Annotated in this window: 11 protein-coding genes; 1 reads left to right on the top strand and 10 read right to left on the bottom strand. The window is 56.6% G+C overall.

Features of this window, described 5'->3' with window-relative positions:
* Positions 1-76: 76 nt before the first annotated feature.
* The 3 genes from rnr to phaR form a co-directional block, all read right to left on the bottom strand.
* Positions 77-2314, bottom strand: coding sequence for a ribonuclease R (gene rnr, locus RB602_RS09075; RefSeq protein WP_317080246.1), 2238 nt, complete (start codon positions 2312-2314; stop codon positions 77-79).
* 149 nt (positions 2315-2463) lie between these two features.
* Complete coding sequence (gene proS, locus RB602_RS09070) at positions 2464-3996, bottom strand: proline--tRNA ligase (RefSeq protein WP_317080245.1); 1533 nt, start codon at positions 3994-3996, stop codon at positions 2464-2466.
* Positions 3997-4053: 57 nt separating this feature from the next.
* Positions 4054-4632, bottom strand: a complete 579-nt coding sequence (gene phaR, locus RB602_RS09065) for a polyhydroxyalkanoate synthesis repressor PhaR (protein WP_317080244.1) — start codon at positions 4630-4632, stop codon at positions 4054-4056.
* Between the two features lie 30 nt (positions 4633-4662).
* Between phaR and RB602_RS09060 the strand changes: the two genes are divergently transcribed.
* Entirely contained in the window at positions 4663-5736 is a 1074-nt protein-coding gene (locus RB602_RS09060) for an alpha/beta fold hydrolase (RefSeq protein WP_317080243.1), read from the top strand.
* 484 nt (positions 5737-6220) lie between these two features.
* On the opposite strand, the gene alr is transcribed toward RB602_RS09060, so the two are convergent.
* From alr to RB602_RS09025, 7 genes are all read right to left on the bottom strand, one after another.
* Positions 6221-7252 carry an alanine racemase gene (gene alr, locus RB602_RS09055; RefSeq protein WP_317080242.1) on the bottom strand — a complete coding sequence of 344 codons (1032 nt, stop codon included), beginning with the start codon at positions 7250-7252 and terminating at the stop codon, positions 6221-6223.
* Entirely contained in the window at positions 7252-8883 is a 1632-nt protein-coding gene (locus tag RB602_RS09050) for an MFS transporter (protein WP_317080241.1), read from the bottom strand. Before RB602_RS09050 ends, alr begins: the two co-directional genes overlap by 1 nt.
* 66 nt (positions 8884-8949) lie before the next feature.
* Positions 8950-10920, bottom strand: coding sequence for an acetyl/propionyl/methylcrotonyl-CoA carboxylase subunit alpha (locus tag RB602_RS09045; protein ID WP_317080240.1), 1971 nt, complete (start codon positions 10918-10920; stop codon positions 8950-8952).
* Positions 10902-11123, bottom strand: coding sequence for a hypothetical protein (locus RB602_RS09040; protein ID WP_317080239.1), 222 nt, complete (start codon positions 11121-11123; stop codon positions 10902-10904). The genes RB602_RS09045 and RB602_RS09040 overlap by 19 nt, the downstream gene beginning before the upstream one ends.
* 5 nt (positions 11124-11128) lie before the next feature.
* Positions 11129-12148 carry a biotin synthase BioB gene (gene bioB / locus RB602_RS09035; protein WP_317084473.1) on the bottom strand — a complete coding sequence of 340 codons (1020 nt, stop codon included), beginning with the start codon at positions 12146-12148 and terminating at the stop codon, positions 11129-11131.
* A gap of 5 nt (positions 12149-12153) precedes the next feature.
* A complete protein-coding gene (locus RB602_RS09030) occupies positions 12154-13428 on the bottom strand; it encodes an O-acetylhomoserine aminocarboxypropyltransferase (RefSeq protein WP_317080237.1) in 1275 nt (424 codons plus the stop codon).
* Between the two features lie 87 nt (positions 13429-13515).
* On the bottom strand, positions 13516-14094 hold the full coding sequence (locus RB602_RS09025) for a hypothetical protein (protein WP_317080236.1): 579 nt from the start codon (positions 14092-14094) through the stop codon (positions 13516-13518).
* Positions 14095-14096: the final 2 nt, after the last annotated feature.

Raw genomic sequence — 14096 nt, 5'->3', positions numbered from 1 at the left:
CAAAATCCACTTTTGTGCCTTTGTGGCTTAGTGTGAACTATAAAGACACTCTGGTTCCGTCTGCACTGAACCTGGTTTATTTTCTAATATTCCTAGGCTTACCGCGTTTGCCTTGACGGTATTTGCCCGCACGACGACCAGATGGCCGCAATCGTTTGGCGCTCGCTTCATAAGGCAGCGGTTCCAGTTTTTCCGGCTCAAACTTCATCGCGCCGGAAACCGGATTGGCTTCGACCAATCGCATTTTGAGGCGTTGGCCGACCTTGTAGCTGGTGTCGCTGATTTCGCCGGTCAGGCTTTGCGCCGCCTCATCATAGGCAAAACGCTCACGGCCAAGGGTTGAGACCGGCACCAGCCCGTCGCCGCCAAAATCGACAATAGTCACAAAAAAGCCAAAGCTCTGCACCCCGGTGATCCGCACATGATAGATTTTGCCGATATGCTCGGCGAGATAGGCGGCAACATAGCGGTCCACCGTTTCGCGTTCGGCTTCCATGGCGCGGCGCTCAAAGCCGCTGATCGCCTCGCATATGGTGCTGAGCTTATTGGCATCATCACTGCTCAACCCTTCCTCCTTGCCACCAAGCCCATAGCCCTGCACCAGCGCGCGATGGACCAGCAGATCAGCATAGCGGCGGATCGGGCTGGTGAAATGCGCATAATGGCCAAGATTAAGGCCGAAATGGCCGAGATTGTCCGGGCCATAATAGGCCTGGGTCTGGCTGCGCAGCACCTGCATGGTGAGCAGCATGCGCATATCCTCATCCTCAACGCGCTCCAGCACCCGGTTGAACAGTTCGGGGCGGATCACCTGACCAAGCGCCAGATTCATCTCCATGCTGCGCAGATAATCGCGCAGCGCTTCCAACTTCTCGCGCGCCGGGGTTTCGTGGACGCGATAGACGACCGGCTGTTTCTTCGCCTCCAATGCCTTGGCTGCGGCGACATTGGCGGCGATCATCATATCCTCGATCAGCATATGCGCATCAAGCCGCTCGCGCATGGCAACGCCGGTGACCTTGCCTTCTTCGCTCAGGACAATGCGCCGTTCGGGCAGTTCCAGATCAAGCGGCTTGCGCCGCGCCCTCGCCTCGCGCAGCAGTTTCCAGCAATCCCACAGCGGGGTCAGCACCTCTTTGGCAAGCGCCGTCTCGCCCGCATCATATTGCGCCTGCGCATCCTCATAGGCGATATTGTGCGTCAGCTTGATGATGGCGCGGGCAAAGCGCCAGTCTTTCAACTCGCCCTCTGCGTCAATGCGCAAATGGCAGACCATCGCCGCACGGTCTTCGCCCTGTTTCAGCGAGCACATATTGGCCGACAGCGTTTCCGGCAGCATCGGCACCACACGATCCGGGAAATAGACGCTGTTGCCACGCTTGCGCGCCTCGCGGTCAATCGCGCTGCCGGAGCGGACATAGAAGCTGACATCGGCAATGGCGACAATCAGGCGGAAGCCGCCTGCATTGTCGGCGCTGTCATCGGGTTCAGCCCAGACTGCATCATCATGATCTCGCGCATCCGCAGGGTCGATAGCGATAATCGGCAGATGACGCAGATCCTCGCGTTTGTCGGTTTTCAGCGGCTGTTTCGAGACCCGCTCCGCCTCGTCCAGCACCTTCTCGCTGAAATGATCGGGGATGCCATATTTGTGGATCGCCACCGCCGAGAACGCGCCCGGTTCCATTGCATCGCCAATGACCTCACGGACATAGGCACGGGCACGATCACGCGTACCTTTCTGCTCGGCGCGGACCAGCTGGCCGATTTCCGCATCGCCCATATCGGATATCGGCACACTAAAACGCTTGGACTTGTCGGTCATGGTGAGCACAGGCTTGCCGCGCTCATCCTCCTGCACCACGCCAAGCAGCATCTCCGAGGCATTGGCGAGCTTCTTCATCGGATAAGCACGCCAGCCCTTGCCCGCTTCCTCGGTCCGCGCCAGCACCCTGTCGCCCTTGCCCAAGGCCGAACGGCGACCGCGTTCGATGATCCGCAGCTTGGGTGCCGGTGTCGCCGCATGCCAGGTTTCGGGCACCCCAATCACGTTGCCGTCGGCAACCTCGACAATCCGCAGCACAGTGACCTTAGGCACGCCGCCCATTTTGTGGAAAGCGCGGCCCGGTGCGCTGTCGATCAGGCCCTCATCGGCCATATCCTTGAGCAGCGCCTTGAGCGCGATCTTGTCTGCCCCGCGCAGTTTGAAATGCTTGGCAATCTCGCGCTTGCCTGCAGGCTGATCGGACTGGGTGATAAAGTCGAGTATCGCCTCGCGGCTAGGTAGGTGACCGGCAGATGTCTTGCGGGACATACGGCTAAACAACCAAACTTAAATCGTCATTGCGAGCGCAGCGGGCCGAAGGCGACCGAAGGTCAACCAATCCAGGGCATCTCGTGCCGCTCTGGATTGCCGCGTCGCCTTCGGCTCCTCGCAATGACGATTTAGACATGGATGCGACTCTAATAGGCCTTGCCGACAAGGATGCGTTCAACCGCTGGCTCGCCGGTGAAGATACAGGCACCTTCTGCGGCAGGCGCATTTTGCGGCACATTGCGCAGTGTCAGCTTGCGATCCTTGAGCATTTCCTCCACCTTCTCCAGTGCATCGCCAGTCGGCTTGCTCCAGCTAACCTCAAGCCAGCCAATATGTCCCTTCTGCTTAAAGTGCGCGGTCAGCTCTTCCATGGTGGTGACGTCATGACGGATATTCGCCTTGGTGCGTTCCGCCGCCTCATCGAACAGTTGCTGTTGGATCGCTTCGAGCATCGGCGTAACCTTGTCGGCAAACGCTCCACGCGGCATCACATCATTGGCGATCTTGCCATTGTCCTGATAAAGTGCGGTGCGGTTAAGCACGGTGACATTGCCACCGTCAGCATCACGGCCACCGACCTCAACGAGTATCGGCGCGCCCTTCTTGACCCATGCCCAGCGTTTGACCGCGGCCTTGCCCGGACGGCTGTCGAGATGCACACGCACCGGCTCGCCCAAGGCGCTGACGCCTTTGAGCGAAGCCGCCACCTCGCGGCAATACTCAAGCAGTGCCTCATCCTCGGGCTGATCGCGCAGCATCGGGATAATCACGACCTGATAGGGTGCAATGGCGGGTGGCACGCGCAGGCCGTCATCATCGCCATGGCTCATGATAACGCCGCCGATCATCCGCGTCGAAACACCCCAGCTGGTGGTATAGGCGAACTGGAACTGCCCTTCCCTGTCCTGATAGCGGATATTCTGTGCCTTGCTGAAATTCTGGCCGAGATAATGCGAAGTACCCGCCTGCAGTGCCTTGCCATCCTGCATCATCGCCTCGATCGAATAGGTCGCATCGGCACCGGGGAAGCGTTCGTTTTCCGGCTTCTCGCCAGCAATCACCGGCATCGCCAGATCTTCTTCGGCAAAGCTGCGATACATTTCCAGGATTTCCAGAGTCTCATCGACCGCATCTTCCTCGGTGGCATGAGCGGTATGGCCTTCCTGCCAAAGAAACTCGCTGGTGCGCAGGAACATGCGGGTGCGCATCTCCCAGCGGACAATATTGGCCCATTGGTTGATCTTGATCGGCAGATCGCGCCAGCTTTGCAGCCAGCGGGCAAAGGCTGAGCCGATAATCATTTCCGATGTCGGCCGCACCACCAGCGGCTCTTCCAGCTTGGCCTCTGGATCGACATCGAGACCATTTTCACCCGCCTTTAGCCGGTGATGGGTCACCACCGCCATTTCCTTGGCAAAGCCTTCGACATGCTCGGCTTCCTTGGCGAAATAGGACAAGGGAATGAACAGCGGGAAATAGCAATTCTCATGCCCGCTGGCCTTGATCCGGTCATCGAGCAAGCGCTGCATCCGCTCCCAGATGCCATAGCCCCATGGCAGCATGATCATTGATCCGCGCACGCCGGATTCCTCGGCCAGCTCCCCCTCGGAGATGGCAAGTTGATACCATTTGGCAAAATCTTCCGCCCGGGTGACAGGCAGGGCATTTTTCTTGGGCAAGACTATGGTCTTTCTAGGTCAGATAAATTGGTTTCGCTAATCGGCGAGCGACGCTTTTCAGTTCTTGTCAGCCATGCGGTCAAGCTGTTCCTGCATCGCCGCCAATTGCGTCTTCAATGCATCAATATCGTCGCTTTTAGCCGACTGTGTATCTTCAGCCTCGGGCTCTTTATGCTTTGAGCCAACACCGGGAGTGAAAGCCCGTGTCGCCGCTTCAAACATTTCCATATTGCGCTGCGCCATTTTGGCGAACGGGTTATTGGCGATGCTATCACCGACAGCATTTTGCAGCTTCTGATGATTGTCGCGAAACGCCTGCATCGAAGCTTCCAAATAGCCCGGCATCATCGCCTGCATCGAATTGCCATACATGCCGATAATCTGGCGCAGGAAGCTGGTCGGCAAAATCTGTTCCTCACCGCTCTCCTCATCCATGATGATCTGGGTCAGGATCGAGCGGGTGATATCATCGCCGCTCTTGGCATCAATTACCTTGAACTCATCGCCATTGCGGATCAGCGTCGCAATATAGTCGAGTGTGATATAGCTTGACGAATGGGTGTTATAGAGCCGACGGTTGGCATATTTTTTGATGATGATAACGCCATCATCGCTTTTGTGTTTCGAAGCGGGCATAGGGGCGAGACTCCAAAAAGGAAGGCATGAGTGGCCGGTAATCTCCCTCTAGCATCCAAAGATGATGCACCGCAACATGGTCCGCGCCCTTTGCCGCTTTTTCTGGAAATGGCGCGTGAGCAATTGCAGCATGATCCTGAGGCTATGGCCGAATTGCTGCACGGGTTGAGCGCATTTCAAAGTGCAGCAAGACCTGCAGCAAAATCTGAGGCTTTCGTCATTGGAACACAGGGGCCGGTTACGGTGACGCGCCATGCCAGTGCTGATCTCAACCGCGATATCGACGTGTTGATTGTCCCCTCGCCTATTAATGCTCCACAGATACTCGATATGGTCGAGGGGCGCTCGCTAATAGCCCATTTGGAGGCGCAGGGCCTTGGCTGCGGATTGCTACATTGGGGTGCGATTACGCCACAGCGTGGTGATGAAACAATCAGCAGCTTTGTTGCCGACTATCTGCGCCCATTGCTGCAAAGGCAAAAACGCCCGGTGCATCTTGTCGGCTATTGTCTCGGCGGATTACTGGCGTTGGGCGCGGCGTGTTTGAGCGAGATACGCAGCCTGACCCTGATCGCCAGCCCCTGGGATTTTTCCGGCTATGGACCTGATCGCCGCAGCGAGATGATGGCTTTATGGGCGCGTAACCGGGCGCAATGCAAAGCCATGCGGGTCGCCCCCATCGAAATGGTGCAGCAGGGTTTCTGGTCACTCGACAAAAGGCGCGTGGTAGAGAAATATCGCGCCTTTGGCAAAATGGATGCCGACAGCCCTGGCAGAGCGATCTTTGTCGCAATTGAAGACTGGGCCAATGGCGGCGAGCCCCTGCCCTTTGCTTTTGCGGATCAGCTTTTTAGCGAATTTATCGAGAAGAATGCTTCGGTTGAGGGACAGTGGAAGATTGATGGAACACAGATTTCGCCAGATGCCGTCCAGGCACCTGCGCTGGAACTGGTGTCGGCAAGCGATCAGATCACGCCAATGGCGACATCAGCGGGCTTTGCCAATCGCCATGTCTACGCCGGCGGGCATGTCGGGATGGTTGTCGGTGGCAGCGCCAAGCAGAGAAGCTGGAAAGATATTAGTGAGTGGCTGGTCAACAATTAGAGAAATCATTAAGGTTTCTGGTCTGATGGGGTCATCTTATGGTTTATAATTAGCGCAAGTGTAATAGACCCTAAAATCTCGATAAATCCATAGATGCTATCGCTTTCAGCATAATCGGCGCTGCCTGTTAAGAGCAGGATCAGTCTAACTCCATATGGTTGAAGGCTATAACCATAATATATTGATTTATATAATGAATATACAGTTTCCAAAAAGAACACAGTCAAAACTGCCATTATAGCGTAAAACAACCAGTTGCCAGCTTTCGTTAAGAGCCTAGGAGATGCCGTCTTAAAAGTGAAGTGCGCAAGCAAAGTAGCCAAAGCCAGCATAGCTACTAATAACTCTGGATACTGCTGTGTGATTACGCGACCGTACACAAGTACAACAAGCCCATGTAATGCATTGAAAAACATGAGTGATTTGGCAAATAGCAACAGCATCGAAACTCCGATCAGCTAGGTATATGCATATGCTTCAAGACTCAGGACCAGCGACGTTGGAAGCGGCTGCCCAAGACCGTCAGTAGCTCATATTGCGACAGACCCGATGCTGCAGCAGCCTCAGGCAAACTATAATCGACATCAACCCAATCGCCCTCACCGACATCGGTCGCTTCGGTAATGTCGATAATTGTCAGGTCCATCGACACGCGTCCGACAACCGGCAAGTCCTGTCCGCCAAGATGCACATGGCCCTTATTGGAAAACCCACGCAAATAACCATCGGCATAACCCAGCGAGATCGTCGCCAGACGCATATCATGCGGCGCGGTATAGATGCCGTTATAGCCCAGGGTTGAGCCTTTAGGCGCATCGCGCGTCTGCAATATCGCTGCCTTGGGATAGACAACCTGTCTGATGTTGTCGCACAATTCGGGACGCACCACACCGCCATAAATGGCAATGCCGGGGCGTGTGAGATCAAAATGATAATCGCTTCCCAGCGCAATTCCGGCGCTATTGGCGAGGCTATAGCGCTTGGCTCTGACCTGATCCTTGAGCGCTGAAAACGCACTTTGCTGCGCAGCATTTTTTGCACAATCCTCATCAGCAGACGCCAGATGGCTCATGCAGATATCGATTTTCAGCTTCCCGATAAGCGGGTCGGACACCTCTTCGGGTGCCAGCCCCAAGCGGAACATGCCGGTGTCGATCATCAGATCACAAAGCCCGCCACCAGCCTCAATCCAGACTTTGGCCTGCGCCAGCGAGTTAATCACCGGCTTGGCAGGCATTTGGCTGGCAAGATCAAGGTCATTGCTGCCGACGCCATGCAGCACCGATATGCCCGCCTCGGATGTTGCCCGTAAAATATCGCGCGCCTCGGTCCAGTGTGCTACGAAGAAATCGCTGCATCCTGCTTCGCGTAGCTTCTCGGTGACCGCACGCCCGCCAAGGCCATAGCCCTCTGCCTTAACCGCTGCGCCGGTGCTGGCGGAACCGCTCATACGGTCCAGCACGCGCCAGTTCTCCACCAGCGCGTCGCTATCCAGGTCAAGCCGCAAGGTGCGCATCAATCATCCCATTCATTGGCGTTGAGTGTTTCCTTCAGGCCAAAGGCCGTCACCACAAACGCCATGGCGACCACCGCCATGGTGTACCACAGCCCGGCATAAGGGTCGCCTGTCTTGGCGATGATATAGCTGGCGATAAACGGCAGAAAGCCGCCAAAATAGCCAGTGCCGATGTGATAGGGGATCGACATGGAACTATAGCGGATACGCGGCGGGAACATCTCCGCCAGAAGCGCCGCGACCGAACCATAGGTCGCACCCGACAAGCCGCTCAGAACCAATAGAGCGAATATGATTCCTGCCATCGCGCCCGGTGTTGGCACTATAGGCGTAAAGTCATAACCTGCTTCAGCAATGGCATTGTCAAGCTCGGTATCACTTGGGTTTGCCAGGCTTTGCATGCCTATCGTAACCAAGACCTCAGAGCCTGCACCGTCTTCCTCATTCAGCGTATAGGGTAACCCTTTGGTAGTGAAATAGCTGATCGTTTTGCCGCAATCCGTGGCTTGCAGCTCGGCAAAGGGGCTGTACTCACAATCGCTACCGCTGATGGTGATTGGTGCTTTCTCCTTCACCGCTTCCAGATCAGGGTTGGCAACGCTGCCCATCAGCCAAAAACAGGGGAAAAGCAGCAGCAAAGTCAGCACATAGCCATAGACAATCGGTTTCTTTCGTCCAACCTTGTCCGAAAGCCAGCCAAAAAGAATGAAGAAACCCATGCCCAGAGCGGCGGCGACACCCACCAATATCTCGGCAGTCGTATCCTCTACGCGCATCGGTCCGCGCAGAAAACTGAGCCCCGAGAACATAGCAGTGTACCAGATAACAGTCAGACCAGCCGCAATGCCGAACAGCGCAACCGCAAGTCGCTTGATATTGCCCGGATAGGTAAAGCTCTCTTTAAATGGATTGCTGGCAATGGTGCCTTCAGCCTTCATCGCCTGAAACACCGGACTTTCAGAGAGCATCAGCCGCATCCACAAGGAGATGCCAAGCAATACCAGCGACAACAGGAACGGCACCCGCCAGCCCCAGTCATTCCATGTTGCATCGCTCATGAGCGCCTTGCTGGAGAGGACAACAATCAGGCTGAGCACAAAGCCGCCGACCACGCTGGCCTGAATAAAGCTGGTATAAAAACCGCGCTTTTCTGGCGGCGCATGTTCAGAGACATAGATCGCCGCGCCGCCATATTCGCCGCCCAGCGCCAATCCCTGTAATACCCGGAAGAATATAATGATGATCGGCGCCGCGATGCCGATGGTTTCCGCCGAAGGGATCATACCCACCCCCGCGGTAGCAATGCCCATCAGTGTCACTGTCACCAGAAAGGTATATTTGCGCCCCAACCTGTCGCCGAGGAAACCGAACAGAATCGCGCCCAGCGGTCGGAAACCAAAGCCGACAGCAAAGCCTGCCCAGACCAGCAGCACTTCCAGTGTCGCATTATCGCTGGGGAAGAATGTCCGCCCGATAATCGCTGCAAGCGTGCCGTAGATAAAGAAATCATACCATTCAAAAATTGTGCCGAGCGAAGACGCGCCTATGACGAGGCGGATATCTTTTTTCGATGGTACGTAAACGTCTTGCGCGCCCGATGCGGCGGCATCGCTGCTGAGTGTCTCAGCCATTTTATCTCCCCTGTCCGCGCAATGTTACCCTGCGTCGGATATTCTGCAATGCCCGCTTTGTCGCAATCAGTCCAGTTCCATGATCACTTCATCGACCGCCAGACTGTCCCCCGCCTCGGCCTTGATCGACACTACGGTCGCCGGTTTCTCGGCACGCAGGATGTTTTCCATCTTCATCGCCTCGACAATGGCAAGCGGTTGGCCTTCCTCGACCTTGTCGCCTTCTTCCACCATGGTTTTCACCAACAGGCCGGGCATTGGGCATATCAGCAGCTTGGAAAGATCAGGCGGCACTTTTTCGAGCATATGCACCGCGTGACGTGCAACATGATCGGGCAGGACGCGCAGTGTGTGGATTGCCCCGCGCGTTGTCAGGGTCAGTCCGGTTTCGGACGTCGCGACCTTGACCGCCAATTCCGCGCCATCAACTTCGGCAATCACCAGACCATCTCCAGGCGTATAGGCCATGGAGAGGTCAACCTCGGTGCCGTCAACGATAATAACGTCTTCGCCGATAGTTACTTCCATTGCAGCATCGCCGCTGACCACCTGCCACTCCGATGACGGTCGCAGGCGCTTGCCCAGCTGGCCGGTAATGCGCAGATCGCGATCGGCTTCGGCGGTCTTGATAAACGCCGCAATCGCCGCAAGTTGGCGCAAGAGCTGTGCCGATGCGGGTGCGCCTTCAAAGCCTTCGGGATACTCCTCGGCGATAAAGGCGGTGCTGATATCGCCCGAACGGAAACGCTCATGCTGCATTACTGCCGAGAGGAAATCGAGATTATGGCCGAGCCCTTCGATAACGAAGCGGTCGAGCGCAGCGATCTGCTTGTCGATGGCTTCTTCACGGGTATCGGCATAGCTGATCAGCTTGGCGATCATCGGATCATAATAGATGGAGACCTCGCCACCCTCGGCGACACCATCATCGACGCGCACCCCGTCCTTCGCTTCCGGCGGCTGATAGCGTACCAGGCGTCCGATGGAGGGCAGGAAACCGCGATACGGGTCTTCCGCATAGACACGGTTCTCGACCGCCCAGCCTGTGAGCGTCACATCATCTTGTGTGAGTTCCAGTTTTTCGCCTGCGGCAACACGGATCATCTGCTCGACCAGATCAAGCCCGGTAATCTGCTCGGTCACCGGATGCTCAACCTGAAGCCGGGTGTTCATTTCGAGGAAGTAGAAGCTCTTGTCGGCGCCGACGATCAGCTCGACCGTACCCGCGCTGTAATAGCCCACGGCTTTGGCGAGAGCGACTGCCTGTTCACCCATGGCTTTGCGCATTTCCGGATCAACGAAAGGCGATGGCGCTTCCTCGACAACCTTTTGGTGCCGCCGCTGGATCGAACATTCGCGCTCCCCGAGATACAGCGTATTGCCATGCTGATCGCCCAGCACCTGGATCTCGATATGGCGCGGCTGCTCGATAAATTTCTCGATAAACACCCGGTCATCGCCAAAGCTGTTCAGCCCCTCGCGCTTGGTCGCCTCAAAGCCTTCGCGCACATCCTCTTCGGACCAGGCAAGCCGCATACCTTTGCCGCCGCCGCCAGCGCTGGCCTTCATCATCACCGGATAGCCGATATCATTGGCGATTTTCACCGCATGGTCGGTGTCGTCAATCTCTCCGACATAGCCGGGCACAATATTGACCCCGGCCTCACGCGCCAGCTTCTTCGATTCAATCTTGTCGCCCATCGCGGCAATGGCATTGGCCGGCGGGCCGATAAAGGCGATATCATTCTCCGCCAGCGCCTTGGCAAAGCTTTCGCGCTCGGAGAGAAAACCATAGCCCGGATGCACCGCCTCTGCGCCGGTATCCTTGCACGCCTGGATGATCTTGTCGGCAAGCAGATAGGATTCCGCAGCAGGCGGCGGCCCCAAATGCACCGCCTCATCCGCCATCTGCACATGCGGGCTCCGCGCATCGGCGTCGGAATACACCGCAACCGTGGCAATGCCCATTTTCTTGGCGGTGCGGATAACCCGACAGGCGATTTCGCCGCGATTGGCGATCAAGATTTTTTTGAACATTCAGCTTCGTTCCTTATGGAATTTGCAACGCCGACAGCAAAATTGAATGTCAACCAAGCGACAAACAACAGGATTGGAGCATACCTGCCACCAATATCATTTTTGGCAAGCCAAATCGCAGCTCCAATTATTGCAATATTTGTAAGCAGACAGAATAGCATACCTAAGGTAGTGCCAAGAAAGTTAACTGCCATTTTGGCCATTCTACTCACTCAGCTGCCTCGACAACCTGCTGCATCTTCTCCGCCCGCATAGGCTCCTCACCTTGCAACGCTTTAAGGCCCAGCTTGGCAAACAGCTCGGCATCGCTATCATCGCCAGCATTGGGAGCGGTCAGCAGCTTGTCGCCGGTAAAGATCGAGTTCGCTCCCGCCATAAAGCATAGCGACTGTGTTGCCTCGCTCATGCTTTCGCGGCCTGCGCTGAGGCGGACCATAGACATGGGCATGGCGATCCGTGCCACTGCAACGGTACGGACAAATTCGATATCATCGATCTTGGCCAGCGGCGTATCGGCGAGCATATCTCCCAGCACTGTGCCTTTGACCGGGACCAGTGCATTGACCGGCACGCTTTCAGGATGTTTCGGCAGCGTCGCCAGCGTATGGATAAAGCCGACGCGATCCTCGCGGGTTTCGCCCATGCCGACAATGCCGCCGGAACAGACATTGATCCCACTTTCGCGCACATGCTCGAGCGTCTCAATCCGCTCGTCGAACTTGCGTGTCGAAATCACCCGCTCATAATATTCGGGCGAGCTGTCTATATTGTGGTTGTAATAGTCGAGTCCCGCCTCAGCCAGCATATCCGCCTGTTTGCGCGTCAGCATGCCCAGCGTCATGCAGGTCTCCAGCCCCATATCGCGCACGCCTTTGACGATCTCGACAATCGCCGGCATGTCGCGGTCTTTGGGGTTGCGCCAGGCCGCCCCCATACAGAAACGCTGTGAGCCATTATCCTTGGCCTGCGCCGCCATTTGCAGGATTGCGCGCACATCCATCAGCTTGGTGGCTTCCACCCCGCTATCGGCATGGACCGATTGCGAGCAATAGCCGCAATCTTCCGGGCAGCCACCGGTCTTGATTGACAACAGCGTGCAAAGCTGCACCTCATTGGCCGCATGGACCTCACGATGCACAGTCTGCGCCTCAAACAGCAGGTCCAACAGCGGCTTGTCAAACAACGCAGCGATCTCTTCGCGCGTCCACTCGGTGCGGATATCGGTCATGGCGCTCAAATCGTCCCCAGCGCCTGTTCCATATCGGCGATAATGTCATCAATATGCTCAATGCCCACGGACACACGCACCACATCGGGTCCAGCACCAGCCTCGACCAGCGCGGCCTCATCCAGTTGACTGTGCGTCGTCGATGCCGGGTGGATAATCAGCGAGCGGGTGTCGCCGATATTGGCGAGATGGCTGAACAGATTGACGCTGCTCACCAGCTTGACCCCGGCATCATAACCACCTTTCAGGCCAAAGGTGAAAACCGATCCGCCGCGTCCGCCTAGGTAGGTATGAGCAAGCTCGTGATAAGCGCTGGAGCGCAGTCCGGCATAGGAGACCCAATCGATTTTAGGATGCGCCTCAAGCCATTTGGCGAGCGCAATTGCGTTGCTGCAATGGCGCTCCATTCTCAGGCTCAGCGTTTCCATACCGGTTAGGGTCAGAAAGGCATTCATCGGCGCCATGGCAGGCCCCAAATCACGCAGGCCGAGAACGCGGCAGGCGATGATAAAGGCAATCGGCCCAACCGCCTCGCTCAATACCGCGCCATGATAGGAACCGCTGGGCGCGGTCATGCTGGGGAATTTGTCGGAAGCGGTCCAGTCGAATTTGCCACTGTCAACAATCACGCCGCCGACCGAATTGCCATGGCCGTTGAGGAATTTGGTCACCGAATGGACGACAATATCCGCGCCATGCTCAAACGGGCGGCACAGCATCGGCGTTGCCATAGTGTTGTCGACGACCAAAGGCACGCCGGCATCATGCGCGACTTTCGCGATGGCAGCGATATCCTGCACCACACCGCCTGGGTTGGCGAGGCTCTCGATAAAGACAGCGCGGGTTTTGTCGTCAATCGCTGCGGCGATATTGGCGGGGTCATCGGCATCGACAAAACGCGTTTCCCATCCGAATTTCAGAAAGCTCTCACCCAACTGGTTGAGCGATCCGCCATAGAGCTTTTTCGCCGCGACAATATTGCAGCCTGGTTCCATCAGCGTATGGAACACAATGAGCTGCGCCGCATGGCCCGATGCCACCGCCAGTGCGCCTTCGCCGCCTTCCAATGCCGCTATCTTGGCTTCCAGCACAGCATTGGTGGGGTTCATAATCCGCGAATAGATATTGCCAAACTCTTTGAGCGCAAAAAGATCGGCTGCGTGCTCGGCATTGTCAAAGACATAGGACGATGTCTGATAGATCGGCGTGATGCGCGCATTGGTCGTCGGATCGGGCTCGGTCCCGGCATGAACGGCGAGCGTTTCGGGCTTGTGGGTCATCGCTTCCTTACCATCCTCTTGTCGCTATGGGCCCTGCAAGGGAAACGCGCATGATGCGCTGAGGGCGCTTTTCACTGTAAAGGGAAATTATTCCCCTTCAATCACATATTCGGGTAATTTCATAATGATCATGCGCGCCTTGAGCCGTTCCGGGCCATGGGGTTCGCTCTTCAAAAAAATGCGGAAACGGCTGTCCTCACCGGAATCCAATGTCCAGATAGTCGAATTGCGGCCTCGGCGCCCTGAGGATTTGCCTTTGCCAATCAAAAGCTTGCTATCGAGGCTTCGCGCCAGTGAGAGGTGATCGGGGTCCGCCGCTATGGTGGCGCTAACCGAGCATTGTGGCGCAGGAACACCAGCAGGGGCCATGCGGTCGCTGATATAATCGAGCTGAAAACGGCCATTGTCCCAGCGCCAGGGCCCGCGCCGGGTGCGGTCACGCCGGAAGCCGGACACATTATCCTCCATGCCGCGAATAAAATCCTCGCGTGACGGGAAAGGCGCAAAGCAGAGGTCACGAAAAACCGCGATCATCTGACTGGAAGATGCCGCCGGGAGCAGCGGCTCGCTTTCCGCTTCTGCCGCATCCTGATCGCTGAAATCATTGCTCTGCGCAAAGGCGGGTGCAGCCAGAGCTATGGCACCGCCGATGAGAAAGAGCCGCAAGG

Origin of the sequence: Parasphingorhabdus sp. SCSIO 66989 (assembly GCF_032852305.1) — a bacterium.
Taxonomy (GTDB): Bacteria; Pseudomonadota; Alphaproteobacteria; order Sphingomonadales; family Sphingomonadaceae; genus Alterisphingorhabdus; species Alterisphingorhabdus coralli.
This window is presented reverse-complemented; position numbering and strand designations above follow the sequence as displayed.